This is a genomic window from Hydrogenophaga pseudoflava (assembly GCF_031020795.1).
Lineage (GTDB): Bacteria > Pseudomonadota > Gammaproteobacteria > Burkholderiales > Burkholderiaceae_C > Hydrogenophaga > Hydrogenophaga pseudoflava_A.
In genome coordinates, this window is record NZ_JAVHJP010000002.1 from 40034 (window position 1) to 64067 (window position 24034).

The 24034-nt window shown below is 68.7% G+C and carries 32 protein-coding genes; 19 read left to right on the plus strand and 13 right to left on the minus strand.

Annotation, left to right across the window (positions count from 1 at the left end):
• Window positions 1-11: 11 nt before the first annotated feature.
• From RCO38_RS05845 to RCO38_RS05890, 10 genes are all read right to left on the minus strand, one after another.
• On the minus strand, window positions 12-863 hold the full coding sequence (locus RCO38_RS05845) for an electron transfer flavoprotein subunit beta/FixA family protein (RefSeq protein ID WP_308327376.1): 852 nt from the start codon (window positions 861-863) through the stop codon (window positions 12-14).
• A 12-nt stretch (window positions 864-875) separates the two neighbouring features.
• Window positions 876-1217, minus strand: a complete 342-nt coding sequence (gene nifW, locus RCO38_RS05850; protein WP_308327377.1) for a nitrogenase stabilizing/protective protein NifW — start codon at window positions 1215-1217, stop codon at window positions 876-878.
• A gap of 3 nt (window positions 1218-1220) precedes the next feature.
• The gene (cysE, locus tag RCO38_RS05855; RefSeq protein ID WP_308327378.1) at window positions 1221-1997 is read right to left on the minus strand and encodes a serine O-acetyltransferase; all 777 of its coding nucleotides are present in this window, start codon (window positions 1995-1997) and stop codon (window positions 1221-1223) included.
• 17 nt (window positions 1998-2014) lie between these two features.
• Window positions 2015-3157, minus strand: a complete 1143-nt coding sequence (nifV, locus tag RCO38_RS05860) for a homocitrate synthase (protein WP_308327379.1) — start codon at window positions 3155-3157, stop codon at window positions 2015-2017.
• Between the two features lie 157 nt (window positions 3158-3314).
• Window positions 3315-3650: an ISC system 2Fe-2S type ferredoxin gene (fdx, locus tag RCO38_RS05865; protein ID WP_308327380.1), complete on the minus strand. Its 336-nt coding sequence runs from the start codon at window positions 3648-3650 to the stop codon at window positions 3315-3317.
• The gene (hscA, locus tag RCO38_RS05870) at window positions 3650-5521 is read right to left on the minus strand and encodes a Fe-S protein assembly chaperone HscA (RefSeq protein WP_308327381.1); all 1872 of its coding nucleotides are present in this window, start codon (window positions 5519-5521) and stop codon (window positions 3650-3652) included. Before hscA ends, fdx begins: the two co-directional genes overlap by 1 nt.
• 6 nt (window positions 5522-5527) lie before the next feature.
• The gene (iscA, locus tag RCO38_RS05875) at window positions 5528-5851 is read right to left on the minus strand and encodes an iron-sulfur cluster assembly protein IscA (RefSeq protein ID WP_308327382.1); all 324 of its coding nucleotides are present in this window, start codon (window positions 5849-5851) and stop codon (window positions 5528-5530) included.
• 11 nt (window positions 5852-5862) lie between these two features.
• Window positions 5863-6237 carry an iron-sulfur cluster insertion protein ErpA gene (gene erpA, locus RCO38_RS05880; RefSeq protein ID WP_308327383.1) on the minus strand — a complete coding sequence of 125 codons (375 nt, stop codon included), beginning with the start codon at window positions 6235-6237 and terminating at the stop codon, window positions 5863-5865.
• A 28-nt stretch (window positions 6238-6265) separates the two neighbouring features.
• Window positions 6266-6703, minus strand: coding sequence for a Fe-S cluster assembly scaffold IscU (iscU, locus tag RCO38_RS05885; protein WP_308327384.1), 438 nt, complete (start codon window positions 6701-6703; stop codon window positions 6266-6268).
• A 34-nt stretch (window positions 6704-6737) separates the two neighbouring features.
• Complete coding sequence (locus RCO38_RS05890; protein ID WP_308327385.1) at window positions 6738-7973, minus strand: IscS subfamily cysteine desulfurase; 1236 nt, start codon at window positions 7971-7973, stop codon at window positions 6738-6740.
• 292 nt (window positions 7974-8265) lie between these two features.
• Here RCO38_RS05890 and nifA point away from each other — a divergent pair, with 292 nt between their 5' ends.
• Complete coding sequence (nifA, locus tag RCO38_RS05895) at window positions 8266-9960, plus strand: nif-specific transcriptional activator NifA (RefSeq protein ID WP_308328058.1); 1695 nt, start codon at window positions 8266-8268, stop codon at window positions 9958-9960.
• A 13-nt stretch (window positions 9961-9973) separates the two neighbouring features.
• Here nifA and RCO38_RS05900 read toward each other — a convergent pair whose 3' ends face one another.
• Both RCO38_RS05900 and RCO38_RS05905 read right to left on the minus strand, forming a co-directional pair.
• Window positions 9974-10315: an RcnB family protein gene (locus RCO38_RS05900; RefSeq protein ID WP_308327386.1), complete on the minus strand. Its 342-nt coding sequence runs from the start codon at window positions 10313-10315 to the stop codon at window positions 9974-9976.
• Window positions 10316-10413: 98 nt separating this feature from the next.
• Window positions 10414-10971, minus strand: coding sequence for a hypothetical protein (locus RCO38_RS05905; RefSeq protein WP_308327387.1), 558 nt, complete (start codon window positions 10969-10971; stop codon window positions 10414-10416).
• A 187-nt stretch (window positions 10972-11158) separates the two neighbouring features.
• Between RCO38_RS05905 and RCO38_RS05910 the strand changes: the two genes are divergently transcribed.
• Both RCO38_RS05910 and RCO38_RS05915 read left to right on the plus strand, forming a co-directional pair.
• Entirely contained in the window at window positions 11159-11839 is a 681-nt protein-coding gene (locus RCO38_RS05910; protein ID WP_308327388.1) for a helix-turn-helix transcriptional regulator, read from the plus strand.
• Window positions 11836-12126 carry a hypothetical protein gene (locus RCO38_RS05915; protein WP_308327389.1) on the plus strand — a complete coding sequence of 97 codons (291 nt, stop codon included), beginning with the start codon at window positions 11836-11838 and terminating at the stop codon, window positions 12124-12126. Before RCO38_RS05910 ends, RCO38_RS05915 begins: the two co-directional genes overlap by 4 nt.
• Here RCO38_RS05915 and RCO38_RS05920 read toward each other — a convergent pair.
• Entirely contained in the window at window positions 12115-12858 is a 744-nt protein-coding gene (locus RCO38_RS05920) for a restriction endonuclease (RefSeq protein ID WP_308327390.1), read from the minus strand. The genes RCO38_RS05915 and RCO38_RS05920 overlap by 12 nt on opposite strands.
• A 398-nt stretch (window positions 12859-13256) precedes the next feature.
• Between RCO38_RS05920 and nifB the strand changes: the two genes are divergently transcribed.
• Genes nifB through RCO38_RS06000 form a run of 16 tightly spaced genes read left to right on the plus strand, consistent with a single transcriptional unit; the run spans window position 13257 to window position 23957 of the window.
• On the plus strand, window positions 13257-14855 hold the full coding sequence (gene nifB, locus RCO38_RS05925; protein WP_308327391.1) for a nitrogenase cofactor biosynthesis protein NifB: 1599 nt from the start codon (window positions 13257-13259) through the stop codon (window positions 14853-14855).
• 44 nt (window positions 14856-14899) lie between these two features.
• Entirely contained in the window at window positions 14900-15094 is a 195-nt protein-coding gene (locus RCO38_RS05930; RefSeq protein ID WP_308327392.1) for a 4Fe-4S binding protein, read from the plus strand.
• 3 nt (window positions 15095-15097) lie between these two features.
• Window positions 15098-15496: a HesB/IscA family protein gene (locus RCO38_RS05935; RefSeq protein ID WP_308327393.1), complete on the plus strand. Its 399-nt coding sequence runs from the start codon at window positions 15098-15100 to the stop codon at window positions 15494-15496.
• Between the two features lie 22 nt (window positions 15497-15518).
• Window positions 15519-16097 (plus strand): hypothetical protein, encoded by a 579-nt coding sequence (locus RCO38_RS05940; RefSeq protein ID WP_308327394.1) that lies wholly within the window; start codon window positions 15519-15521, stop codon window positions 16095-16097.
• A gap of 1 nt (window position 16098) precedes the next feature.
• Window positions 16099-16923, plus strand: a complete 825-nt coding sequence (locus tag RCO38_RS05945; RefSeq protein WP_308327395.1) for a 4Fe4S-binding leucine-rich repeat protein — start codon at window positions 16099-16101, stop codon at window positions 16921-16923.
• Window positions 16916-17284, plus strand: a complete 369-nt coding sequence (locus RCO38_RS05950) for a nitrogen fixation protein NifZ (RefSeq protein ID WP_308327396.1) — start codon at window positions 16916-16918, stop codon at window positions 17282-17284. Before RCO38_RS05945 ends, RCO38_RS05950 begins: the two co-directional genes overlap by 8 nt.
• Entirely contained in the window at window positions 17281-17583 is a 303-nt protein-coding gene (locus RCO38_RS05955; RefSeq protein WP_308327397.1) for a nitrogen fixation protein NifZ, read from the plus strand. Before RCO38_RS05950 ends, RCO38_RS05955 begins: the two co-directional genes overlap by 4 nt.
• Entirely contained in the window at window positions 17580-17936 is a 357-nt protein-coding gene (locus RCO38_RS05960) for a DUF3024 domain-containing protein (RefSeq protein ID WP_308327398.1), read from the plus strand. Before RCO38_RS05955 ends, RCO38_RS05960 begins: the two co-directional genes overlap by 4 nt.
• Window positions 17933-19078 carry a cysteine desulfurase family protein gene (locus tag RCO38_RS05965; protein ID WP_308327399.1) on the plus strand — a complete coding sequence of 382 codons (1146 nt, stop codon included), beginning with the start codon at window positions 17933-17935 and terminating at the stop codon, window positions 19076-19078. The genes RCO38_RS05960 and RCO38_RS05965 overlap by 4 nt, the downstream gene beginning before the upstream one ends.
• A gap of 30 nt (window positions 19079-19108) precedes the next feature.
• Complete coding sequence (gene nifT, locus RCO38_RS05970; RefSeq protein WP_308327400.1) at window positions 19109-19327, plus strand: putative nitrogen fixation protein NifT; 219 nt, start codon at window positions 19109-19111, stop codon at window positions 19325-19327.
• 20 nt (window positions 19328-19347) lie between these two features.
• Window positions 19348-19608, plus strand: coding sequence for a hypothetical protein (locus RCO38_RS05975; RefSeq protein WP_308327401.1), 261 nt, complete (start codon window positions 19348-19350; stop codon window positions 19606-19608).
• 12 nt (window positions 19609-19620) lie between these two features.
• A complete protein-coding gene (locus RCO38_RS05980; RefSeq protein WP_308327402.1) occupies window positions 19621-20784 on the plus strand; it encodes a DegT/DnrJ/EryC1/StrS family aminotransferase in 1164 nt (387 codons plus the stop codon).
• Between the two features lie 10 nt (window positions 20785-20794).
• Window positions 20795-21649 (plus strand): SIR2 family NAD-dependent protein deacylase, encoded by an 855-nt coding sequence (locus RCO38_RS05985; protein ID WP_308327403.1) that lies wholly within the window; start codon window positions 20795-20797, stop codon window positions 21647-21649.
• A 43-nt stretch (window positions 21650-21692) separates the two neighbouring features.
• Window positions 21693-21989, plus strand: a complete 297-nt coding sequence (locus RCO38_RS05990; protein ID WP_308327404.1) for a 2Fe-2S iron-sulfur cluster-binding protein — start codon at window positions 21693-21695, stop codon at window positions 21987-21989.
• Window positions 21990-21996: 7 nt separating this feature from the next.
• Window positions 21997-23580, plus strand: coding sequence for a flavin monoamine oxidase family protein (locus RCO38_RS05995; RefSeq protein WP_308327405.1), 1584 nt, complete (start codon window positions 21997-21999; stop codon window positions 23578-23580).
• Entirely contained in the window at window positions 23580-23957 is a 378-nt protein-coding gene (locus RCO38_RS06000) for a hypothetical protein (RefSeq protein ID WP_308327406.1), read from the plus strand. Before RCO38_RS05995 ends, RCO38_RS06000 begins: the two co-directional genes overlap by 1 nt.
• Window positions 23958-24034 lie beyond the last annotated feature (77 nt).

Consider the following 24034-nt stretch of genomic DNA (forward strand, 5'->3'; position numbering starts at 1 on the left):
GCGTGCGGGGCTCAGGCGCTGAGACGGTCGACCGTCTCCTGCTCCAGCGTCGGGTGGGTGGTGAAAATCTTCTGCAGCAGGTTCAGGCAGACGTCGTTGACGTTGGTGCCGTCGCCGACCTCCTGCATCTCGGCGCGCACGCTGCGGGCCTTGGGCGCGAACACCTTGCTGACGATGGTGGGGCTGCCCTTGAGGCCGATCTTGGTGATGTCCTCGATGCCGGCGTCGTCCTTGCTCCACTTGCGCACCTGGCAGCGGCCGGCGCGCAGCATGTCGTCCATGGTGGCGAAGCGCATCTCGTTGGTGCCTTCGAGCATGGTGATCAGGCTGGGCAGCGTGGTCTGCAGGCGCTGCACGCCGCCTTCGGCCCGGCGCTCCACGGTCAGGGTCTTGCCGTCCAGATCCACCTCGTTGATCTTGCTGACGTAGGTCAGCAGGTTCCATCCCAGGCGCTTGGCGATGCCGGGGCCGACCTGGGCGGTGTCGCCGTCGATGGTCTGCTTGCCGGTGAAGACCAGGTCCACCGCCTGCTCCGCGTGGATCTTGCGGATGGCCGAGGTCAGCGCGTAGCTGGTGGCCAGGGTGTCGGCACCGGCGAAGGCGCGGTCGGTCACCAGGATGGCGTCGGTGGCGCCGAAGCTGATGCACTTGCGCAGCGCGTCCTCGGCCTGCGGCGGGCCCATGCACAGCATGGTCACACGGCCGCCGAACTTGTCCTTCAGGCGCAGGGCTTCTTCCAGCGCGAACAGGTCGTAGGGGTTGACGATGGCCGGCACGCCCTGGCGCATGATGGTGTTGGTCACCGGGTGGACGCGGATCTGCGCCGAGTCGGGGACCTGCTTGATGCAGACGACGATGTGCATGGTGAATTCCTTTCAGGCCACGGCGCGTTGCGGCAGGGACGCCTTGAGGTTGTCGATGGAGACGTGCTGCCGGCCGCCCACGTCCTGGAACACCTTGAAGACCTTTTCCTGTGCGGGCGTGGACTTCACGAAATCGCCATAGGCCTTGATGAGCAGCTGGCGGTAGGCGCTGAACAGTGCCACCTCGTTGTCCTGCGGCAGGTCGGCCGACTGCTGGCGCAGGTACTGGAAGAAGCGCTTGAGGATGTGCAGGCGGCTCACATTGACCACCGACTGGTCGAACGGGATGCCAAAGAACTGCAGGAAGTCCTCGGCGGAGGAGAGGGCCTTGAGGCGGGTCAACAGGTCTTCCATGGGTCACTCCTGGTGGGCGGGAACGCCGGTCTTGAGGTCGAACGAGGGCAGGGCGCAAGGGTCTTCGCACTGGCCGCAGGCCGCGTCGGCGCTGGCCAGGCCGGCGCCGGCGGCCTGGGCGCGTTCGAGCTGCGCCAGCCGGTCGAGCACGCAGGCGATGGCCTTGCCGACCGGGTCGGGAATCAGGTGGTGGTCCAGGTCGAAGCCGTGGGTGGTGCGGCGGCGTGGCGCCACCACGCGGCCCGGGATGCCGACCACCGTCGCGCCCTGGGGCACGGTCTCGATGACCACCGAATTGGCCGCCACGCGGGCGCCGTCGCCGACGGTGATGGGACCGAGGATCTTGGCGCCCGCGCCCACCACCACGCCGTGGCCCAGGGTGGGGTGGCGCTTGCCGGGGTTCCAGCTGGTGCCACCCAGCGTGACACCGTGGTACATCGTCACGTCGTCACCGATCTCGGCCGTTTCGCCGATCACCACGCCCGCGCCGTGGTCGATGAAGAAGCGCTCGCCGATGCGCGCGCCGGGGTGGATGTCCACATTGGTCAGCCAGCGCGCGGCGTAGGAAACGAAGCGCGGCAGGAAGCGCCAGCCGCGCGCCCACAGCGCATGCGCCAGCCGGTGCAGCGCCACCGCCTGCACGCCGGGGTAGATGGTCCAGACTTCGAGCCGGTTGCGCGCCGCCGGGTCGCGCGCCAGCACGCAGGCCACGTCGCCGCGCACCAGCGCCCACCAGCCGGGGCGTTGCGGCGCGGGGTGCGGGGCGGTGACAGCCAGCATGGTGGGCTCGTCGGATTTCATGACAGGGCGAGCGCCGGCGCGGCTTCGGCCAGGAAGCGGTGCAGGTCCTGCGGCGTGGGTTCGCGCTTGAGCGACTCGGCGTGGGCGCGGATGCGGCCCAGCAGGCGGCCGGTCAGGCCGTCGTCGTCCAGCGCGACGCCGATGGCGCCGTAGGCCTGGCGCACCGCCTGCGATCCCGAGTGCTTGCCCAGCACGGTGCGGCGCTGGCGCCCCAGTTCGGCCGGGTCGAAGCTTTCGTAGGTGCCGGGGTTCTTGAGCAGGCCGTCCACGTGGATGCCCGATTCGTGGGTGAACACCGCCTCGCCGACGATGCTCTTGTTGGCGGCCACGCGCCGGCCCGAGGCGGTCTCGACCAGGCGCGAGATGCCCACCAGCGACTGCGTGTCGACGCCGGTGTCGCCGCCGTGCAGGTGGCGCACGCCCATCACGACCTCTTCCAGTGCCGCGTTGCCCGCGCGTTCGCCCAGGCCGTTGACGGTGGTGTTCACGTGGCTGGCGCCGGCGCGCAGCGCGGCCAGGGTGTTGGCGGTGGCCAGGCCCAGGTCGTTGTGCGCGTGGATCTCGATGGCCATGCCGGGCAGGTCCTGGCGCAGGCGCGCGACGGCCTCGAAGGTGGAGAACGGGTCGAGCACGCCCAGCGTGTCGGCATAGCGCACGCGGGTCGCGCCGCAATCGGCCGCCCGGCGCGCGATCTGCGCCATGAAGGCCGGGTCGGCGCGCGAGGCGTCCTCCATGCCGAAGGACACCTGCTGGCCGCTGGCCGCGGCCCGCGTGATCACGCGCGTGACCTGCGCCAGCACGTCCTCGCGCGACCGGCGCAGCTTGTGGCGCAGATGGATGTCGGACACCGGGATCGAGAAGTGCAGGATGTGCGCGTCGCAGCGCAGCGCCGCCGCCAGGTCGCCCTCGGTCATGCGGCCCCACACCATCAGGCGGGCTGGCAGGCGCATCGCGGCGATGGCGTTGATGCAGGCGATCTCGTCGGCGCCCATGGCGGGAATGCCGATCTCCATCTCCGGCACACCGGCGTCGGACAGGGCCTGTGCGATGGCGCACTTCTCGTCGACCGTGAACGCCACGCCCGCCGTCTGCTCGCCGTCGCGCAGCGTGGTGTCGTTGATGACCGGGTGGTGTGCCATGTCGCTTCCGTCCTTTCTGGGGACCTCAGTGCATAAGGCGTGCCACCTGTTTTGCGTGGGTTTTGTGGGGGATTTGAAGCCGGTTGTGCGGACCGTGTGGGCCGGCTTCGGGGGCGGTGTCGGGAATGTGCCGTTTCGGACACCCGACCCGCGGAGGTCACTTTTCCCTTGCGTGGTTGCGCGTGTGCTTGGGCAGCTCGACGACCAGATCGGCGTCCTTGATCTTCACGCAGCAGGCCAGGCGCGACTGCGCGTCCAGACCCCAGGCGTTGTCCAGCTGGTCGTTCTCTTCGTCGTCCGGCTCGGTCAGCGACGCGCCGCCTTCGCGCACATGCACATGGCAGGTGGCGCAGGCGGCCACCATGTCGCAGGCGTGTTCGATGGCCACGCCGGCCTTGAGCAGGCTTTCGCACAGCATGGCGCCGCGCCGGACCTCCAAGCTCGTGCCCGCGGGGCACAGCTGCGGGTGGGGCAGCACACGCACGAGCGGCATCAGAGGCTTTCCACCGTGCGGCCGGCCAGCGCCTGCTGGATCGAGGCGTTCATGCGCCGCGCGGCGAACTCGCCGGTGGCCGACGACAGCTCCGCGCTCGCAATGCGCAGAGCCTGGGCGTCTTCTTCGGTTTCCAGCACCTCGGCCAGTTGGAACATCACGGCGCGGATCGCGGCCGTTTCGTCGTCGTTCAGCAACTGTCCGTCCTGCGCCAGCGCGGCGTCCGTGGCGTCCAGCAGGCGTCGCGCGTCGATCTGCGCCTCGCGCAGCGAGCGCAGCTGCATGTCCTGCGCGCCCGATCCGATCGCGTCCTGCAGCATGGTGGTGATCTGCTCGTCGCCCAGGCCGTAGGTGGGCTTGACCTCCACGTGCGCCTCCACGCCCGTGGTCTGTTCGCGCGCCGTGACCGAGAGCAGGCCGTCGGCGTCGATCTGGAAGCTCACGCGGATGCGCGCCGCGCCCGCCACCGCCGGCGGAATGCCGCGCAGCACGAAGCGCGCGAGCGAGCGGCAGTCGCTGACCGACTCGCGCTCCCCCTGCACCACGTGCAGGCTCATGGCGGTCTGGCCGTCCTTGAAGGTGGTGAAGTCCTGCGCGCGCGCGGTGGGCAGCGTGGAGTTGCGCGGAATGATCTTCTCCACCAGGCCGCCCATGGTCTCGAGCCCCAGCGACAGCGGGCACACGTCCAGCAGCAGCCAGCCGTCGCCGCCGGCGTTGCCCGCCAGCACGTCGGCCTGCATGGCCGCGCCCAGAGCGACCACCTGGTCCGGGTCGATGTCGGCCAGAGGCTCGACGCCGAAGTAGCCGCGCACCGCGTCGCGCGCCACCGGCATGCGGGTCGAGCCGCCGACCAGCACCACACCGTCGATCTCGGCGGTGGACAGGCGCGCATCGCGCAAGGCCCGCCGGGTGGCGCGCAGGGTCTGCTCGATGAGCGCCTGGGACAGTTGCGCGAACTGCTCGCGGCCGAGGATGGCCTGCAGCGTCTCACCGCCGGCCAGCGCCACCCGCAGCGGCGTGGTCTCGTGGTCCGACAGCGCTTCCTTGGCCATGCGCGCGGCGCCCAGCAGCGCGCGCTGTGCCGTCGGCGCCAGCGCCTCGACACCCGCGATGCCGTGCTGCGTGCAGAACCACTGGGCGATCACGCGGTCGAAGTCGTCGCCGCCCAGGGCCGAATCGCCACCCGTGGCCAGCACCTCGAACACGCCCTTGGACAGGCGCAGCACCGACACGTCGAAGGTGCCCCCACCCAGGTCGTAGACCACGAAGGTGCCTTCGGCCGCCTTGTCCAGCCCGTAGGCGATGGCCGCGGCCGTCGGCTCATTGAGCAGGCGCAGCACGTTCAGACCGGCCAGGCGCGCCGCGTCCTTGGTGGCCTGGCGCTGTGCGTCGTCGAAGTAAGCCGGCACCGTGATCACCACGCCCGCCAGCGGCCCGCCCAGGGCGGCTTCGGCGCGCAGCCGCAACGTGCCGAGGATGTCGGCCGAGACCTGCACCGGCGAGCGCTCGCCCGCCGCGGTCTGAATGCCCACCATGCCCGCGCCGTCGACAAAGCGGTAGGGCAGGCCCGGCGCCTCGCGCAGGTCGCCGAGCGTGCGGCCCATGAAGCGCTTGACCGAGACGATGGTGTTCTGCGGGTCTTCGGCCTGCTGCGCCTGCGCGGCGTGGCCCACCACCGGTTCGCCTTCGGCGAAGTACCGCACCACCGACGGCAGCAGCAGCGCCCCGGTCGCGTCGGGCAGGGCCCGCGCCTGCGCGCTCTGCACCGTGGCGATGAGCGAGTTGGTCGTGCCCAGATCGATGCCCGCCGCCAGCCGGTGCTGGTGCGGGGCGGCGGAGCGGCCGGGTTCGGCAATCTGGAGCAGGGCCATGGTGTGTCAGACGGCGAAGCTCTCGCCGCAGCCGCAGTTGTTTTTCGCGTTCGGGTTGTTGAACTTGAAGCCTTCGTTGAGGCCTTCGCGCACGAAGTCCAGCTGCGTGCCGTCGAGCATCGCCAGGCTGCGCGGGTCGACGATGACCTTCACGCCGAAGTTCTCGAAGCACTGGTCCTCGGCGTTCATTTCGTCGACGAATTCCAGCGCGTAGGCGTAACCCGAGCAGCCGCTGGTCTTGACCGCCAGCCGCAAACCCAGGCCCGCGCCGCGTTTGGCGAGCGACTTCTCCACATGCCGCGCCGCGGCGGGGGTGAGCGAAACGGACATGGCAAGCTCCTTCAGACGCTGAACGACGAACCGCAGCCGCAGGTGGTCTGCGCATTGGGGTTGTGGATGACGAAGCGCGAGCCTTCCAGGCCGTCCTCGAAGTCGACCCGCGCACCCACCAGGTACTGGTAGCTCATCGCGTCGACCACCAGTGAGACACCTTCCGTCGAAACGATGGTGTCGTCCTCGGCCACCTGGTCGTCGAACACGAAGCCGTAGGAGAAGCCCGAGCAGCCGCCGCCCGTGACGTACAGACGCAGCTTGAGTTCGGGGTTGCCTTCCTCCTGGATCAGCTCCGCCACCTTGGCGGCGGCCTGCGGCGTGAACTCGAGCAGGGCGGGAATGGCCGCCGGTTCGGCGGCGACGGCTTGGGACACAGCGGACATGGCATTTCTCCTCAGGGGGTGAGCGGCCTCATTGACCGCGGGGTTCGCAGGCGTCCTTCTCGACGACCGCGCCTTCGCCAGGCGAGCCTCCGTGGCGCGAGCGGTAATCGGCCACGGCCGCCTTGATGGCGTCCTCGGCCAGGATGGAGCAATGGATCTTCACGGGCGGCAGCGCCAGCTCCTCGGCAATGGCGGCGTTCTTGATCGCCAGCGCTTCGTCCAGCGTGCGGCCGCGCACCCATTCGGTGACCAGCGAGCTCGACGCGATCGCGGATCCGCAGCCGTAGGTCTTGAACTTCGCGTCCTCGATCACGCCCTGGGCGTTCACGCGGATCTGCAGCTTCATCACGTCGCCGCAGGCGGGCGCACCCACCATGCCCGTGCCGACGCTGTCGTCGTTGGCATCGAACGCACCGACGTTGCGCGGGTTCTCGTAGTGGTCCACCACCTTGTCGCTGTAGGCCATGGTTTTCTCCGTTCAGGAATTCAGTGGTTGGGGATCAGTGCTCTGCCCATTGAATGGTCGACAGGTCGATGCCGGCCTGCACCATGTCCCACAGCGGGCTCATGCCGCGCAGCCTTGTCACCACCTCGGTGACCTGCGCGATGGTCGAGTCGATCTCTTCGGCCGTGGTGAAGCGGCCGATGGAAAACCGCACCGAGCTGTGCGCCAGCTCGTCGCTGCGGCCCATGGCGCGCAGCACGTAGCTCGGCTCCAGGCTGGCCGAGGTGCAGGCCGAGCCCGATGACACCGCCACGCCCTTGATGCCCATCAGCAGCGACTCACCCTCGACGTAGTTGAAGCTGGCGTTGAGGTAACCGCAGGCGCGGTGCACCGGGTCGCCGTTGAGTTCCACGCACTCCAGCTTGCTGATGCCGGCCCACAGCCGCTCGCGCAGTGCGGTGATGCGCGCGTTGTCGCTGGCCATCTGCTCGCGCGCCAGCCAGAAGGCCTCGCCCATGCCCACGATCTGGTGCGTGGGCAGGGTGCCCGAGCGCATGCCGCGCTCGTGACCGCCGCCATGCATCTGCGCCTCGATGCGCACGCGCGGCTTGCGCCGCACGTACAGCGCGCCGATGCCCTTGGGCCCGTAGATCTTGTGCGCCGACAGTGAAAGCAGATCGACCGGCAGACGGTCCAGATCGATCACCACCTTGCCGGCCGCCTGCGCCGCGTCCACGTGCAGCAGAACGCCCTTCTCGCGGCAGATCGCGCCGATGGCGGCGATGTCCTGGATCACCCCGGTCTCGTTGTTCACGAACATGACCGAGGCCAGCACCGTGTCGGGGCGCAGCGCGGCCTTGAACTGGTCCAGATCGAGCAGGCCGCTGGGCAGCACCGGCAGCACCGTGACCTCGAAGCCCTCGCGCTCCAGCTCGCGCATGCTGTCCAGCACCGCCTTGTGTTCGGTCGCGACGGTGACGAGGTGTTTGCCCCTGGCCTTGTGGAAGTGCGCCGCGCCCTTGATCGCGAGGTTGTTCGACTCGGTCGCGCCGCTGGTCCAGACGATCTCGCGCGGGTCGGCGTTGATCAGCGCGCACACCTGTTCACGCGCCAGCTCCACCGCCTCTTCGGCCACCCAGCCGTAGGCGTGCGAGCGGCTGGCGGGGTTGCCGAACTGCTCTGTCAGGTAGGGCCACATCTTGCTGGCCACGCGCCGGTCCACCGGTGTGGTGGCCGCGTAGTCCAGGTAGATGGGCAAGGCGCTGCGGGCTGGTGCATGGGATTCCGACATGGCGAGCTCCTTGGGCAATCGGTCTGGCGGCCCTTCTGCAACGTCTGTGCCATGTGTCAGCGGGCCCCGGAACGGCGGGTTTGGCGGCTTTTGTGTGGGCTTTGTGCCGGGTGAACACCGTTCGTCGGCCTCGGCCGTGTCGGGTTTGTTGCAAAGCCTGCGACAGGGCTTGTCGGCACGTTTTTTGCACCGCAACAAGCCCAAGGTCGTCACCTCGCGGCGGATTCCCGGCGCTGGTGCATTCCACGAACGGCCCGGAGATGGGAGTCCCATCGTGAGCACATCACCTGTCATGGTCCGGCGCGAGCTGGACGCGGTTTACGAAGTCAGCAAGACGCTGGCCACCTCGCTGGATGTCCACAAGACCTTCCGCGAGGCGCTCAACTACCTCATCCACGCCTTCGACTGGCGGCGCGCCTTCGTGGTGGTCGCCGACGGTGAAGGCACGCTCAACGGCCTGTGCGCCCTGGGCCTCACCCAGGCCGAACAGCAGCGCCTGCGTTTCGAATCGGGCGAGGGCATCGTGGGCCGCGTGTTCGCCAGCGGCGTGCCTGCCAGCGTGCCCGACGTGCGCGCCGAGCCGCTGTTCCTCAACCGCACCGGCGGCGCCGACCAGAGCCCGGGCATCCCGGTGGCCATGCTGGCCACGCCGATCCGCGCCGACCACCGCACGCTGGGCGTGCTGGTGATCGACTGCCTGAACCCGGACGAGCGCAGGGTGTTCGCCGACGACCTGCGCCTGCTGCGCATGGTGGCCACGCTCATGGGCCAGTCGCTGCTGCTGCACCGCAGCGTCACCGCCGCGGCCGAGAGCATCCAGGACGAAACCCGCCGCATGCACAAGGCCCTGGGCGGCCAGCGCCACAAGATAGAGCAGGTGGTGGGCGTCTCGCCGCCCATGCTCAAGGTGTTCGAGCAGATCCACCAGGTGGCGCCCTCGCGCACCACCGTGCTGCTGCGCGGCGAGAGCGGCACCGGCAAGGAGGTCATGGCCCGCGCCATCCACAGCCTGTCACCGCGCGCGCGGGAGCCCTTTGTCGGCGTCAACTGCGCCGCGCTGACCGAGAGCCTGCTGGAGAGCGAACTCTTCGGCCACGAGAAGGGCGCCTTCACCGGCGCCCAGGGCCAGCGCAAGGGCCGCTTCGAGATGGCCCACGGCGGCACGCTCTTCCTCGACGAGATCGGCGACATCTCCGCCGCCTTCCAGGCCAAGCTGCTGCGCGTGCTGCAGGAACGCAGTTTCGAGCGCGTGGGCGGCGGCGCGCCGGTGAAGGTGGACGTGCGCCTCATCCTCGCGACCAACCGCAACCTGGAGCGCATGGTGCAGGCGGGCGAATTCCGCGCCGACCTGTACTACCGCATCAACGTCGTCAGCATCCAGCTGCCGCCGCTGCGCGAGCGCCGCGCCGACATCCCCGCCATGGCGCAGCACTTTCTCGAACGCTTCAACCGTGAGAACGAACGCGCCACCCGGTTCAGCCCCGAGGCCATGCGCGTGCTCACCAGCTGCTACTGGCCGGGCAACGTGCGCGAGCTGGAAAACTGCGTGGAGCGCACCGCCACAATGGCCGCCAACGACGTCATCACCGACCTGGCCTTCCCCTGCCGCGACAACCGCTGCCTCACGCAGGTGCTGCACCACATCGAGCGCGAAGACGCCGTGCGGCCCAGCCGGCTGGCGGAAATCCCCATCACCGAAATCCCCACCGCGCCGCCGCCGCGCCAGCCGGCGTTCGCCGACGGCCACGGGTTCGGCGATTCCCGCCCGGCCGACCTCGGCGAAGACAGCTCGCTCGGCGCGCCCTCAACCCCCGCGCCGCTGGCGGCCCGCAGCGACGACAAACCGGACGGCGAGCGCGAACGCCTGATCTGGGCGATGGAGCGCTGCGGCTGGGTCCAGGCCAAGGCCGCCCGCCTGCTCAAGATCACGCCCCGGCAGATGGGCTATGCGCTGCAGAAGCACGGGATCGAGGTGAGGAAGTTCTGAGGCTGCAGCCGCCTCAGTTGCCCAGCACCACGTTGACGATGAGGCCCGTGGTGGCCACCACCAGCACGAAGTCGGGCCCCACCTGCACCCAGTGCTGATGGCGGGCCGGCCGCGGCAGGTGGTAATGCCAGTAGTCGGTCACCACGTAGTGCGGGCCGCGGAACTCGCCCGGCAACCGCTTGCCCCGCCCGAACGCGTGGCCGCGGGCGTTGTAGTAACGCGGATGGTCCTTGTCGAACTTGGGGCCCTTGCCGGGCTTTCCCTTCCCGTGTTTGTCGTTCTTGGCCAGGGCGGGCAAGGCGATAAAGCCCGCGCCGGTCGTGAGCAGGGCCTTGAAGAGGGATCGTCGTTGCATCGTTGTTCTCCTTTCTAGAGTCGAACCCGCATGGTGAGCGCTCTTCATTGCTGACGTGTCCATACAGGTGCAAGCAATCGCAAACCCAAGTTACAACTTCAGGCCGCCGCGGCGAACTCCGCCTTGACCGGCGCCGAAGCCAGCCGCCAGATCAGCCAGGCCGACACCCCCGAAAAGACCAGCGCCATGGCGAGAGAAGCGGTCCACATCGTCGAGGCCATGCTCTCGAACTGCTCGCGGAACTCCGGCGGTGCGTCGGCTGTGGCCGGGATGGCCGACAGGAACGATTGCTGGACGTACAGCCCACCCAGGTTCATCACGATACTCAGCGCCAGCAGCGCAATGACCACCAGCCGCGCCCATTCCCTGCGCTTGAGCAGACCGATGCCCGAGGCCAGCGCCAGCACCGTCAGCAGCCAGAACGCCACCATCACGGCCCGCATGTGTTCCAGCATGAACACCGCGAACGCCGGCATCTGCGCCATCTGATCCGCTGGCGGCAGGACCATCTGGTCCATCGGGAGCATGGTGAACACCAGAATGCTCTGGAGCGTCGACATCAGCACACCCAGCGCCGACGGCACGATCATGAGCCAGGCCAGCGTGGTCACAAAGGTGGAGCGGGGGGCAGGGGTGGTCGGGTGGATGGGTGACATGGCTTCCTCCTGTGGCTGGGTTTGTTGTGGATGGTGCATGGTAGCCAGAGGGCTGGCGCGCTCGGGGTGATGCGGCGAATAGGGCGCGCAATCGCCGCACCCGTTGCGGCGATTGGATATGAAGGGTGGCGGTGTTTTGTCCAAAAAAATGAACAAGATATATAGTTTTGAATAAAATTCCGGACAAATGAATGCTCTCGACCACACCGCCGTCCTCGAGCGCCACCTGCTCCTGCAGTTGGGTGACCGCCTCAAGCGTCTGCGCAAGGCGCAGGGCCTGGGCACGGTCGCCATGGCCCAGCGCGCCGGCATCTCGCGCACCACGCTCAGCGCCGTTGAAGCCGGCGACCCAGGCCCTTCCATCGGCACCTACCTGCGGGTCATGTCCATCCTCGGCGTGGCGGGCGAATTGGCCTTGTTGGCCGGCGACACCCTGCAACCGCCGCCGCCCGACACAGCGGCCGCGCGTTCGCGCCGTGCCCGGCCGGCTGTGCAACTGATCGTCTCGGCCGACGACACGCGCCACCAAATCCAGGACCTGCAGAGTCTTGCCCTGCACGAAGAAGCTGTGCGCCGCGTGCGCGCCGACCCCGCTCTGCTGCGGCAGGCGCAGGCGACGCTGGAACGCTGGCTGCAGGGCGGACCATCGCGCTCCAGCAGCCTGTGGAAAGAGTGGCAAACCATCCTGGCCCAGGGCCAATGGCGCAAAGCGCTGGGTCGCACACGACGCGCACAGGAGTTGCGGCAGGCCTCTCCGCTGACCACCGTGTTGCCCGACGCGGTGCGCCAGAACATCCTGGCCCAGGTGAGTGAACTGCGCAAAGGCGTGGTGCTGGGCGACGACATGAGCAACGGGGCCGCGCCGTGACCCGCGACGAACTGGAACACATCATTCGCGCCAGCGCGGACGTGACGGACCAATACGAATTCGTCATCGTTAGCAGCCAATCCATCCTCGGGCCGGTGCCCCACCCGGAAGACGTGTTCACCATGTCGGCAAAGGCCGACATCTACCCCCTGCGCGCGCCCGAACTGGCCGAGAAGATCGAAGGCGCTCTGGGCGAAGGCTCACGCTTTCACGACACCTACGGTTACTACTCCCAGGGCCCGAGATGGCGTGCAAACTCCGTTGGTTCGCGGAGTCTATTTTTTTGACGTGAATGGAAGTTGAGCAAGCCAACTCGTGACGGAGTTGTAGTCGTTCAATGCAAGATTGTGCCTGCTATTCATTGCGACGTGCTGTGCGTCTCTGGTAAAGAACGATGTTGTGACAAGAATTCCCTTGCTTGCTTTATGTTCGTGGACGCAGCCTAAAAGCCTCTGAACTATTCCTATGCCGACTTTTTGGGTTGGTCCATAGCGCTTGCATTCAACTAAGTTAACCGTTTCTCCAGTTAGGCTTGAGTGATGAACGGCAATAAGATCAACGCCGCCATCTCTGGTCTCGGGTGTTAGCTGGACGGAGAATCCGTTGTTTCGAAATATTGCGGCAACAAGCTCTTCAAACTTTCGGGGAGCCATCGAGTAAAGTTCGCTGGGATGATCTCTGAAATACGTCAGCATCTCGCTTTCGAGATCTGGCACCCAAAAATCTAGATATCCATGAACGATTTTTGGTTGTTCAATAAATAGTTTTGGAATGTTGAGTTGTAGATCATCTTTATTTGCGATATTTTCAAGCAGTGCATCTTGTTCTTGCTGGGGAATGGAATCCGACTTGAAAATTGCGAAGAACTCGTCTTCGGTTATTGGTGTGCCGTTGCTGATTTTCTCAATTGCAGTCTTTGTAAGGCGAGAGGTTTCACGAAGCTCATGGATATTTGTTGATGATTGGTATCTTTTTCTCTTTCGCTTCTTCTCGGGAGGTGGTGATTTTTCCTCTGTCATTGCGTTTGACGTGTTGGGTTGGAGTGGGTGGGGTGGAATGAATCATAGAGGGTGTTTAGGTCAATGGGGCAGCGGTGAATTTCTGCCTCTTTTCAAGCGGATATTTCGTCTTTCAAAACTCAGCGATAAACGGGATGCCTGAGGTGGTACTGGGGGGCGAAGAAGTACTCAGGCATGACAAGCAAGTTTGGTAGATCTCAAGGTCAGATTCGCACCATCTGACGTCTTGTCCTGTTTGTCATATCCCATACGTGGATGCAAGGCCTCGGCGTTGTGGGTGTACCGTACCTAACAATCGACAAACCACACAAACCGTTGATCTGAAACGGTTTTTTTCGTGGCACGGATTTCGCTGAAGCCCTTCCGAGCGGCCATGGTCGGCTGCAGGAAGGGTCTTCATGTCGACAAGCACCGCTGCGGGTTCCATGCCCGCCAAGACGTATGTGTCCATCGGCTCGATCAAGCCGCTGGGCGCCAGGCTCGATGTGCCCGAGGCCGGTGGGGGCTGCGGCACCTCCGGTGGCGAGGGCAAGGCCAGTTGTGGCTCGTCGGGCGGGCCCGACGACATGCCGGCCGAGATCTGGGAGAAGGTCAAGAACCATCCCTGCTATTCGGAAGAGGCCCACCACCACTACGCCCGCATGCACGTGGCCGTGGCGCCGGCCTGCAACATCCAGTGCAACTACTGCAACCGCAAGTACGACTGCTCCAATGAATCGCGCCCGGGCGTGGTGAGCCAGAAGCTCACGCCCGAGCAGGCGGTCAAGAAAGTTGTGGCGGTGGCGAGCGAGATCCCGCAGATGACGGTGCTCGGCGTGGCCGGCCCCGGCGATTCGCTCGCCAACCCGAAGAAGACGTTCGAGACCTTCCGCTTGCTGCAGGAGCAGGCGCCGGACATCAAGCTCTGCATCTCCACCAACGGCCTGGCGCTGCCGGACTACGTGGACGAGATCTGCAAATACAACGTGGACCACGTGACCATCACCATCAACATGGTGGACCCGGCCGTGGGCGAGAAGATCTACCCCTGGATCTTCTGGGACCACCGCCGCGTGACCGGCTACGAGGCCGCCAAGATCCTGCACGAGCGCCAGATGCTCGGCCTGGAGATGCTGACCGCGCGGGGCGTGCTCACCAAGATCAACTCGGTGCTGATCCCCGGCATCAACGACGAGCACCTGATGGCCGTGAACCGCGAGGTCAAGAAGCGCGGCGCCTTCCTGCACAACATCATGCCGCTCATCAGCGAGGCGGAGCACGGCACCCACTTCGGCCTGACGGGCCAGCGCGGCCCGACCGCGCAGGAGCTCAAGGCCGTGCAGGACGCCTGCGCGGGCGGTGCGAACCTGATGCGTCATTGCCGCCAGTGCCGTGCCGACGCGGTGGGCCTGCTGGGCGAAGACCGCTCGGAAGAGTTCACGCTCGACAAGATCGAAGAGATGGAGGTCGTCTACGACCTCGACAAGCGCCGCGCCTACCAGGAGAAGGTCGAGGTCGAGCGCCAGGCCCAGCACGCCGCCAAGCAGGAAGCGCTGGCCGCCAGCGCCGCCGTCGAGGTCGATCAGGACATGAAGGTGCTGGTGGCGGTGGCCACGAAGGGCGGCGGTCGTGTGAACGAGCACTTCGGCCACGTCACCGAGTTCCAGATCTTTGAAGTCAGTGCGGCCGAGGCGCTGTTCGTCGGCCACCGCCGCGTGGACCTGTACTGCCAGGGCGGCCACGGCGACGACGAGCAGCTGCCCAGCGTGGTCAAGGCCATCAACGACTGCCACGCGGTGCTGGTCGCCAAGATCGGTGCCTGCCCGCGCGACGAGCTGAGCACGGCGGGCATCGAGCCGGTGGACCAGTTCAGCGGCGAGTTCATCGAGAAGGCCGCGCTCGACTGGTTCAACGGCTACCGCGCCCGCATCGCGGCCGGCGAGATCACCCACCAGGACCGCGGAGACGCGCAGATCCGCCAGGGCGCGTTCACCGGCGGTCTGGCCGCGGCCGCCTGAACCCCACCTTTCCCCACGACGTTCCTCACAGAAGGAGAACCACCATGGCCCTGAAGATCATCGCCTCCACCTGCACCGCCTGCTCGGCCTGCGAACCCGAGTGCCCCAACGTCGCGATCCGCGAAAAGGGCGGCACCTACGTGATCGACCCGAAGAAGTGCACCGAGTGCGCCGACCAGTACGACTCGCCGCAGTGCCAGGCCGTGTGCCCGGTGGACGGCTGCATTGTGAAAGTCTGACCCATGTCCATCTCGTTCACACTGACCCCGGCCGCCGAGAAGTTCATCGGTCGCGTGGTGCGCTTCTCGGGCATTCCGTCCGCGGGCTTCCGTCTGCTGGTCTCGCCCGGCGGCTGTTCGGGCTACAGCTCGGAGTTCAGCGCCGAGGCCGCTCCGAAGGACGGTGAGCAGGTGTTCGTGGTCTCGGACCTGAAGTTCTTCCTGCCGGCCGAGAGCCGCATGCTGCTGGACGGCGTGACCATCGACTTCACCGAAACGCCGACCTCGTCGGGCCTGAGCATCATCAACCCGAAGCAGGCCGCCTGCGGCTGCAGCAGCGCCGAGAACGCGGCGCCCCCGGGCGTGGCGAAGATCGAGATCGGGTCCATCGGCCGCGGCGGTCGCCCGGCCCTGGTGTCCTGAGACGGGCGCAAGAGAGGCTGCCGTGAACGCCGCCGACCGGGACTTCGAAGCCGCTGCCGCGGCCTTCGCGGCTTCGGTGATCGGCGGCGCGCTGCCGCCCGGGGTGGAGGCGCTGATCGCGCAGGCGGGTGCGCTGCGCGACCGGCCCGGCGAGGCGCTGCCCCTGCTGGAGCGTGCGCGCGCGCTGGCACCGCAGCACCCCGCGCCGGTGATCGCGGTCTACCGCTTCCACTTCTACGGCCACGCCCTGGTGCAGGCCCGCGCGGCGGGCGAGGACGCGCTGGCGATCGCGCGCACGGCGCTCGGCCCGGACTTCGGTGACGTGCCGCCGGAGGACGAGGCGGTGCGCGGCGACGCGGCGGTGCGCTTCTACCTGTTCACGCTCAAGGGCCTGGCCTACCTGAACCTGCGCCTGGGCGACCTGGACGAGGCACGGCTGATGCTGGGCGAGCTGCGCCGGCTCGACCCGAAGGACCACCTGGGCGGTGGGCTGCTCTCGCATGTGCTGGCGCGCCACGATGCGGGTGAGGCGACCCTGCCGGCCGAAGGGCCGGGCGGTTACCCGGCGCGCGGCTGGGCCGACATCCGGAAGGCGGTCTGAGATGGGCGCCGCCGCCAGCTTTCTCGCCCGGCCGCAGCGCCTGGTGGCGCGCGCGCCCGAAGGCGACATCCCGCCCATGGACTGGCGGGGCGGGCCGGTGAACTGCGAGGCCTGCGCCTACATCGACCTGCGCGCGCGCGACGGCGGCCGCGGCTGCGAGCCGGGCCACGCCTGCATGCAGGACGCCTACGCGCGCCGCATCGACCGCTTCTTCCGCTGGCACCCCGAGCTGGCCGACCAGCAGCTGGAACACCCGTACTTCGAGGTGCGGGCCATCGCGGCGCGCCACGCCAGCGTGTTCCGTTTGAACGGTCTGATGAACGACCCCGACGAGACCGTGCGTCTGCAGGTGGCGGCGCGGCTCTCGCCCGCCCAGCTGGAGCGGCTGATGCACGACCCGCACCGCGAGGTGCGCCTGCGGGTGGCGCAGCGCATCGACCCGGTGCGGCTGGCCGGGATGCGGCACGACAGCGACTACGGCGTGCGCGAAATCGTGGCCCAGCGCCTGCCACTGGCGCTGCTGGCGACCCTGGCCTACGACCCCGAGCGCTCGGTGCGCGAGATCGTGGCGCGCCGCCTGCCGATGCCGGCGCTGTTCATCCTCGCCGGCGACCCCGAACCCGAGGTGCGGCGCGCAGTGGCCGAGAGCCTGCCCGAGGCGCTGCTGGGCCGCATGGCGGACGACGCCGACTGGCGCGTGCGCTGGGAGGTGGCGCGGCGCGCGCCGCGCGCGATGCTGGCGGCCCTGCGCGACGACACCGACAGCGAGGTGCGGCAGATGGTGCGCGACCGGCTGGCGGTGCCGAGGGAGGCGCCCCATGGCTGACATCGTGCGCGACGACGACGTGATCGAGGTGGCCGACCCGCCGCGCTTTGCCTTCGGCGAGCGGGTGATCGCACGCTCGGTGGTGCGCAACGACGGCACCTACCGCGGCAAGGACATCGGCGAGGTGCTGGTGAACAAGGGCGACATCGGCTACGTCGTGAGCATCAACACCTTCCTGCAGCAGTTCTACATCTACGCGGTGGACTTCGTGGAGACCGGCCACCGCGTGGGCATGCGCGCCAAGGAGCTGTGCACGCTGGACCACCTGCCCGAGGAAGTGCTGGCGCAGCTGGGCGAGAGGGCCACGGCGCTGGCCGACCTTGGTTCCGGCAAACCCCTGGATTCAGGAGCAACCCCATGAACACCGCCAACCCGATGGACCCGGCCGCCTTTGTGGAACCGCGCACCCCCGTCTACGCCTGGGGCCAGCGCGTGGTGGCGCTGGACGACCTGGTCAACGACGGCAGCCACCCGGAGCGCGAACCCGACGCGCTGCTGGCCGCGCGCGGTGACGTGGGCGAGATCGTCAACATCGGCCACGCCAGCGAGATCAACGAGCCGGTCTACCTGGTGGATTTCGGGGGCTGCGTGGTGGGCTGTCTGGAGGTCGAACTCGCGCCCGTTCCCATGGGTTGGATGCCTGTGGAGGCCGCCGGATGAACGCCGCAGCCCGCACGGCCCCACCCGATCCGACGGCCGCCCAAGTCGTCGGCTTCATGCGCCCCTTCATCGAGCGGGCGCTGAAGGACCGGGTGCGTTACCGCTATGTGCAGCCGCATGTGCTGCCCGAGGGCGCGGGATTTCGCATCGAGGCGCCGTGCTGTTCGCGCAATGTGGACCGCGAAGGCGGGGTGATCGACATCGCGCTGCTGACGCCGTCCCCCGACGGGCGCTGGCGCTTGCAGGCGCGCGACCACGGGGCGGGCGTGTGGGAAACCCGCGCCGAGGGCCTGTCGCTGGGCGAGGCGCTGGACATGCTCTGTGTCGACGCCGAACGGAGGTTCTGGCCATGATCTACCTCGACCACCACGCGACCACACCGCCCTTGCAGGCGGTGATCGACGCCATGGCAGCGGTGATGGCGGGCACCTGGGCCAACGCCTCGTCAAAACACGGGCCGGGCCAAGCCGCCAGCCGGGTGCTGGCGGGGGCGCGTTCGGTGGTGGCGCAGGCGCTGGGCTGCAAACCGGCCGAGGTGGTGTTCACCAGCGGCGCCACCGAGGCCAACCACCTGGCGGTGCGCGGCCTGCTGGCGGCCGCGCCCGCCGGCCGGCGGCGCGTGCTGTTCAGCGCGGTGGAGCACGCGGGCCACCTGAAGCTGGCGCGCGATCTGGCCGAGGCCGGTGTGCCGGTGGACTTCCTGCCCGTGCAGCCAGACGGCACGCTGGACCTCGACGCCGCCACGCGCCTGATCCGCGACGACGTGGCCGTGGTCTCGCTGATGGCGGCGAACAACGAGACCGGCGTGCTGATGCCGGTGGCCGGTGTCGCGGCGCTGGCTGCGGCGGCCGGCGCGCGCCTGCACGTGGACGCGACGCAATGGATCGGCAAGCGGCCGTTCCGCTTTGCCGACTGGGGCGCCGACGCGGTGAGCTTCTCGGCCCACAAGTTCAACGGCCCCAAGGGCGTGGGCGCGCTGCTGCTGCGCCAGGGCGTGGCGGTCCGCCCGCCCGTGCCGGGTTCGCAGGAGCGCGGCCGGCGTGGCGGCACCGAGAACCTGCCGGCCATCGTGGGCCTGGCGACTGCGCTGGAGGCGCTGGGCGACCTGGACGCCGAAGCAGCGCGGCAGGCCATGCTGCGCGACCGGCTGGAAGCCGCGGTGCTGGCCGAACTACCCGGCGTGCACATCTGGTCGCGGGCGGTGCCGCGCCTGCCGGGCGTGAGCTTCCTGCGCGTGGGCGGCCTTGAGGCCGACGTGGTGCTCGGCCGGCTCGAACGCCTGGGCTTCGCGGCCTCGTCCGGCGCGGCCTGCTCGTCCTCGGGCAGCGAGCCCTCGCACGTGTTGCGCGCCATGGGCGTGCCCCACGGCGAAGCCCTGGGCGCCATCCGCCTCTCGCTGGGCCGCACCACCACCGATGCCGACGTGGACGCGCTGATCGCGGCGCTGCCCACCCTCCGGTCCCTGCTGCCCACGGTGCAGCCTGCGGCCGCCTGACCACCTGTTCCCCCATTCCTGGAGCCGACGATGAAAGTGATGATCCGCAAAGACAGCAAGGGCGTGCTCAGCGCCTACGTGCCCAAGAAGGACCTGGAGGAACCCATCGTCTCGATGGCCAACCCGGACATGTGGGGCGGCCTGGTGACCCTGGCCAACGGCTGGCAGCTGGACCTGCCGGCCATGGCGGCCGACACGCCGCTGCCGATCACGGTCGAGGCGCGAAAGCTGGCATCCGCAGAAGAGTGATTCATCCAAGGAGAAACACCATGGGACTCTCCGGCGAACAACTGCAGACCGCCCGCGAGGTGGTGGGTTATGCCCCCACGCTGCGCGACGCCGCCACCATCCTGCGCGGCCGCTACCCCGGCGTGCGCGCCATCGTGGTCGACGAGATGGACATGCGCGACGAGACCCCGGCCCTGCGCCTGGGCCACCGCAACGTCTACCTGGCGGCCAGCAACGGCCACTGCTGGCACGTCACGCAGAGCGCCGACGAGGCCTCGGTGTTCATCCTCACCCAGCACTGAACGGAGGCCACCATGGACGTCGAAACCATCGCGCTGTGTGAGTCCTCCATCAGCGACCAGGGCCTGTCGCTGGTCGAGGCGGTGCTCGAATCCGGGCGCTGGGGCGACGGCCCCATGCTCGAATCCTTCGAGCAGGGCTTCGCGCGCTGGGTTGGCCGGCGGTACGCGGTGGCCGTGGGCAGCGGCACGCTGGGCACCTGGATCACCCTGCGCGCGATGGGCATCGGCCCCGGCGACGAGGTGGTCTGTGCCTCGCACACCTGGCACCAGGTGGCTCAGGCCATCACGCTGGCAGGCGCCACCCCGGTGTTCGCCGACATCAACTACTGGAGCGGCTGCCTCAGCGCCGAAAAGGCCGCGCTCAAGATCACGCCCGCCACCCGTGCCATCCTGGCCGGCAACACCAACGGCCACCCGGCCGCCTGGAAGGCGCTGCGCGCACTGGCCGACGCCCATGGCCTCAAGCTCATCGAGGACAGCACCGAGGCACTGGGTTCGCGCTACCTGGGCCAGAGCGTCGGCAGCTTCGGCGACGTGTCGGTGTTCGACTTCTCCATGCCCTCGGCCCTGTGCACGGGCGAAGGCGGCATGCTGCTGACCGACGACGAGGCGCTGGCCATCGAGCTGCGCTACCTGCGCCAGCGGCGCCTGTCGGACCGGGCCTCGGTCTCCATCGGTTCGCGCGTGCCGCTGCAGGCGGGCATGAGTGAGCTGACCGCCGCACTGGGCCTGGCGCAGCTGTCCGACCTGGACGAACGCCTGCTGCAGCGCAAGCGGGTCGAGGCCTGGTACCACGCCGAAATGCAGAGCTTCGAGGGCGTGAAGCCGCCGTACCTGGCCGAGGACGTGGACGAGGTGCACTGGATGCTGTACGTCGTGCACCTGGGCAAGCGTTTCGGCGCGAGCGCACGCACCCAGATGATCGAGGACATGAAGGCCTGCGGCGTCGAGACCGCGGCCTACAGCCACCCGCTGCACCAGCAGTTCTTCTACATGAACGCCGCCGGCGCCACGGGCCGACAGCGCGGCGTGCTGCCCGACACCGACCGCATCGGCGACCGCGCGCTGGCCCTGCCGCTGCACACCGGCCTGGACGCGGAACAGGTCAAGTACATCGTCAAGACGCTCAAGGACACCGCGACCAATGTCGGTGCGGGCGCAGCCATTTACCTCTGAAGGAACACCCATGTCCGACGCCATCGATGGCCTGATCGCCGACATCGCCCGCCAGCTCGACGCCGGGCGGGTCATCCCCTACCTGGGTTCCGGCATGCTGTCGCTGTGCGACGACGTGGCCGTGCCCGCCACGCCGGCCGCGCTGGTGGCGCTGATGACCGCCAGGGTCAGCGTGCCGCACAAGATCCGCCAGAAGCTCACGCAGGCGGCGCAGTTCATCGAGAACTTCAAGCACCGCAAGTCGGTGGTGATGATCATGGACGAGGCCTATGCGCCCGTGCCCGCGCCGTCGCCGCTGCACCGCGCGCTGGCCGCCAGCGGCGCCACGCTCTGGGTCGACACCTGGTACGACGACACCATGCTGGCCGCCATGAAGGCCGCACGGCCGCAGGGCGGCTGGCGCCAGATCCAGGGCCTGTCGCAGTCCGAACACTTCGGCCAGTGGACCGCCGACTACGGCGCCGAAGGCCACATCGCCGACACGCCGGCCACCGGCGCCACGCCGCTGCTCTACCGCCCCATCGGCGGCCGCAGCCCGGCCAGCAACTACCTCGTTTCCGACAGCGACTACGTCGAGGTGCTGACGGAGATCGACATCCAGACCCCCATCCCCGCCGTGGTGCAGGAGCGCCGCAAGGGCAGGGGCTTCCTGTTCCTGGGCTGCCGCTTCGACGACCAGCTCACCCGCAGCTTCGCGCGCCAGATCATGAAGCGCTCCAGCGACACGCACTGGGCCGTGCTGCCCGACGAACCCACGCGCATGGAGGCGCGCTTCCTCGAAGAGCAGGGCATCACGCGCATTCCTCTGCCGCTGGCCGAGGTCGCCGCCCGGCTCACCGACGCGCTGCAGGCCGAGCCGGCCTGAGCGCATTCCATTTTTGTCGTCCCACGAAACCACAGAGAAGACCATGACCACACTCACCGTGCTCCCCTCCGGCAAGACCTACGACGTGGCCGCCGGCACCACCATCATGAAAGCCCTGCTCGCCGCGGGCGAGGCCATTGCCCAGAAATGCGGCGGCAACGCCAGCTGCGGTTCCTGCCACATCTTCGTGACCGAAGGCCGCAAGACCATCTCGCGCATCCAGAAGCCGGAAAACGACAAGCTTGACACCCTGGTGGGCGTGGGCTCCAAGTCGCGGCTGGCCTGCCAGGCGGTGCTGGGCGACGAGCCGGTCACGGTGGAACTCTTGACGTTTGTTTGACCACACCATGGCCGAGGTTGTGCCGCTGATGCGGGACGTGGTGATCGTCGGCGCCGGCCTGTGTGGTCTGGCGCTGGCGCATCGGCTGGTGGTGCGCGGCCAGCGCGTGTGCCTGCTCGAAGCGCGCGAGCGTGTGGGCGGGCGCGTGCTGACGCAGACCGACGCCGCCACCGGCCAGCCGCTGGACCTTGGCCCATCCTGGTTCTGGCCGGACACCGAGCCGCACATGGTGGCGCTGCTCGCGGCGCTGGGGCTGGAGAGCTCCGGACAGCACGATCCCGGCGACGCGCTCTGGCTCACCGACCCGAACCGCGCGCCCGAACGGCGGCAGGAGGCCGGCGGTGTGCACGCGGGGGCGCGGCGCATCCGGGGCGGCAGTGCGCGCCTGACCGATGCGCTGCGGGCGGCCTTGCCCGACGGCTGCGTGATCACCGGCTCGGCCTTGTTGGGGCTGCGCGACCTGGGCGACAGTGTCGAGCTGCTGCGCACCGGCGGCCCGGCGCTGCGCGCGCGCCGCGTGGTGCTGGCGCTGCCGCCGCGGCTGGTGCAGGAGCGCATCGCCTTCGACCCGCCCTTGCCGGCCGCGCTGGACGAGGCCCTGAAAGACACCCCCACCTGGATGGCGGCGCAGGCCAAGGCGGTGGTGGCGTTTGCCACGCCGTTCTGGCGCGACGCCGGCCATTCAGGCAACGCCTTCGTGCGCCACCCGCAGGCGGTGCTGGGCGAGGTGTTCGACCAGAGCCGTGAGCCCGCGGGTGCTTTGGGCGGTTTCGTGGCACTGAGCGCGGCGCAGCGCGAACACTTCCGGGTTGGGCTGCCGCTGCTGATCGAGAGCCAGCTGGCACAGCTTTACGGGATTGACGCGCAATCGGGCACGCTGGTGCTGCAGGACTGGGCGCTGGAGCGCTGGACCTGCAGCGAGGCCGACCGCGCCGAGCCGCCCGCCTGGCCGCAGGCCGATGCGCTGCTGCGGCGCGGCCACTGGGGCGGGCGCCTGTGGTTCGGCGGCACCGAAACCGCCACGCACGGCGCCGGCCACATGGAAGGCGCGCTGGCCGCGGCCGAACGCATCGCCCACGCGCTGCTGGCGCCCACCACCATCGACGCCACCACCGATGCCGCCGGTGACCAGGCCAGCGCCATCGCCGGCTTCACGGCCGTGGTGCAGCGCCTGCGCGCCCTCGCGGGTGAGCGCTACCGGCAACAGCTGGTGCGCCTGCTCTCGGCCCAGCAGCATCAACAGCTGACGCAGCGCGCGCTGCTCGCGGTGGCCGACCAGACCTACAGCGAGGCGCTGGCCCGGCTCGACGCCTTCGCGCCGTGGTGCGGCAGCGCACACACCGACCAGGGCCGCCACGCGCTCACGCCCGTGCTGCTCAAGGCCTTCGAAGGCTGGAACAAGGCGCTGCTGGACGAGGCCCTGGCGCACAACGGCACGTCGTGTGCGCTGTCGAACTTTCCGCAGGACCACCGGCCCGACGCGGAGCTGTTGCGTGCGATCACCCGCGACCTGGCGGCCGCCTGGCGCGAGTTCGCGCTGGAACTCAACGCACGCCTGGTGGTCGCGCCCGCGGCGCTGGAGGCGGCGTGATGGATGCGGGGCACCGGATCGCCACCAGCGCCTTGCTGAACCTGATCGAGCAGGCTGGGCTGGACGTGGCCACCCTGGCCGAAGGCCTGGACGAAGCCGATCTGCGCCGCTCGCGCCTGACCCGCGCCGAACTGCTGCGGCACCTGCGCGTGCTGGCGGGCAGTGCGATCGCTGTGCCGCCCTCCGCGCGGCAAGACATGCCCGAGCTGGACTGGGAGGGCTGGCGCCTGCTCTCTCTGCGCCTGCAGGCCGGGGCGGGCGAGGACCTCGACGACGCGATCTGGTTCGCCATCCACTCCGTGGTGCCCGCCACGCTGCTGTGGCTGCGCGTGTACCGGCAGAGCCAGCCCCAGCTGTTCGTGATGTCGCCAGACTGAACGCGGCGGGTCCGCGCAGGCTGGCCTGCGTTTTGCAAAGACAGATCAAGACACCCTCGTCCACCGGCGTTGTGTAG

What these genes read in the sequence shown, in the direction of transcription:
- RCO38_RS05960 (WP_308327398.1), top strand. Translation starts at nt 17,580, where the DNA reads ATGAACGCCGCAGCCCGCACGGCCCCACCCGATCCGACGGCCGCCCAA.
- RCO38_RS05945 (WP_308327395.1), top strand. Translation starts at nt 16,099, where the DNA reads ATGGGCGCCGCCGCCAGCTTTCTCGCCCGGCCGCAGCGCCTGGTGGCG.
- RCO38_RS05845 (WP_308327376.1), bottom strand. Translation starts at nt 863, where the DNA reads ATGCACATCGTCGTCTGCATCAAGCAGGTCCCCGACTCGGCGCAGATC.
- RCO38_RS05910 (WP_308327388.1), top strand. Translation starts at nt 11,159, where the DNA reads ATGAATGCTCTCGACCACACCGCCGTCCTCGAGCGCCACCTGCTCCTG.
- nifB (WP_308327391.1), top strand. Translation starts at nt 13,257, where the DNA reads ATGTCGACAAGCACCGCTGCGGGTTCCATGCCCGCCAAGACGTATGTG.
- nifT (WP_308327400.1), top strand. Translation starts at nt 19,109, where the DNA reads ATGAAAGTGATGATCCGCAAAGACAGCAAGGGCGTGCTCAGCGCCTAC.
- RCO38_RS05975 (WP_308327401.1), top strand. Translation starts at nt 19,348, where the DNA reads ATGGGACTCTCCGGCGAACAACTGCAGACCGCCCGCGAGGTGGTGGGT.
- RCO38_RS05980 (WP_308327402.1), top strand. Translation starts at nt 19,621, where the DNA reads ATGGACGTCGAAACCATCGCGCTGTGTGAGTCCTCCATCAGCGACCAG.
- RCO38_RS05995 (WP_308327405.1), top strand. Translation starts at nt 21,997, where the DNA reads ATGGCCGAGGTTGTGCCGCTGATGCGGGACGTGGTGATCGTCGGCGCC.
- nifW (WP_308327377.1), bottom strand. Translation starts at nt 1,217, where the DNA reads ATGGAAGACCTGTTGACCCGCCTCAAGGCCCTCTCCTCCGCCGAGGAC.
- RCO38_RS05965 (WP_308327399.1), top strand. Translation starts at nt 17,933, where the DNA reads ATGATCTACCTCGACCACCACGCGACCACACCGCCCTTGCAGGCGGTG.
- RCO38_RS05990 (WP_308327404.1), top strand. Translation starts at nt 21,693, where the DNA reads ATGACCACACTCACCGTGCTCCCCTCCGGCAAGACCTACGACGTGGCC.
- RCO38_RS05900 (WP_308327386.1), bottom strand. Translation starts at nt 10,315, where the DNA reads ATGCAACGACGATCCCTCTTCAAGGCCCTGCTCACGACCGGCGCGGGC.
- RCO38_RS05950 (WP_308327396.1), top strand. Translation starts at nt 16,916, where the DNA reads ATGGCTGACATCGTGCGCGACGACGACGTGATCGAGGTGGCCGACCCG.
- RCO38_RS05890 (WP_308327385.1), bottom strand. Translation starts at nt 7,973, where the DNA reads ATGTCGGAATCCCATGCACCAGCCCGCAGCGCCTTGCCCATCTACCTG.
- RCO38_RS05955 (WP_308327397.1), top strand. Translation starts at nt 17,281, where the DNA reads ATGAACACCGCCAACCCGATGGACCCGGCCGCCTTTGTGGAACCGCGC.
- RCO38_RS05920 (WP_308327390.1), bottom strand. Translation starts at nt 12,858, where the DNA reads ATGACAGAGGAAAAATCACCACCTCCCGAGAAGAAGCGAAAGAGAAAA.
- erpA (WP_308327383.1), bottom strand. Translation starts at nt 6,237, where the DNA reads ATGTCCGCTGTGTCCCAAGCCGTCGCCGCCGAACCGGCGGCCATTCCC.
- RCO38_RS05905 (WP_308327387.1), bottom strand. Translation starts at nt 10,971, where the DNA reads ATGTCACCCATCCACCCGACCACCCCTGCCCCCCGCTCCACCTTTGTG.
- nifV (WP_308327379.1), bottom strand. Translation starts at nt 3,157, where the DNA reads ATGGCACACCACCCGGTCATCAACGACACCACGCTGCGCGACGGCGAG.
- iscA (WP_308327382.1), bottom strand. Translation starts at nt 5,851, where the DNA reads ATGTCCGTTTCGCTCACCCCCGCCGCGGCGCGGCATGTGGAGAAGTCG.
- cysE (WP_308327378.1), bottom strand. Translation starts at nt 1,997, where the DNA reads ATGCTGGCTGTCACCGCCCCGCACCCCGCGCCGCAACGCCCCGGCTGG.
- fdx (WP_308327380.1), bottom strand. Translation starts at nt 3,650, where the DNA reads ATGCCGCTCGTGCGTGTGCTGCCCCACCCGCAGCTGTGCCCCGCGGGC.
- iscU (WP_308327384.1), bottom strand. Translation starts at nt 6,703, where the DNA reads ATGGCCTACAGCGACAAGGTGGTGGACCACTACGAGAACCCGCGCAAC.
- nifA (WP_308328058.1), top strand. Translation starts at nt 8,266, where the DNA reads ATGGTCCGGCGCGAGCTGGACGCGGTTTACGAAGTCAGCAAGACGCTG.
- hscA (WP_308327381.1), bottom strand. Translation starts at nt 5,521, where the DNA reads ATGGCCCTGCTCCAGATTGCCGAACCCGGCCGCTCCGCCGCCCCGCAC.
- RCO38_RS05985 (WP_308327403.1), top strand. Translation starts at nt 20,795, where the DNA reads ATGTCCGACGCCATCGATGGCCTGATCGCCGACATCGCCCGCCAGCTC.
- RCO38_RS05935 (WP_308327393.1), top strand. Translation starts at nt 15,098, where the DNA reads ATGTCCATCTCGTTCACACTGACCCCGGCCGCCGAGAAGTTCATCGGT.
- RCO38_RS06000 (WP_308327406.1), top strand. Translation starts at nt 23,580, where the DNA reads ATGGATGCGGGGCACCGGATCGCCACCAGCGCCTTGCTGAACCTGATC.
- RCO38_RS05930 (WP_308327392.1), top strand. Translation starts at nt 14,900, where the DNA reads ATGGCCCTGAAGATCATCGCCTCCACCTGCACCGCCTGCTCGGCCTGC.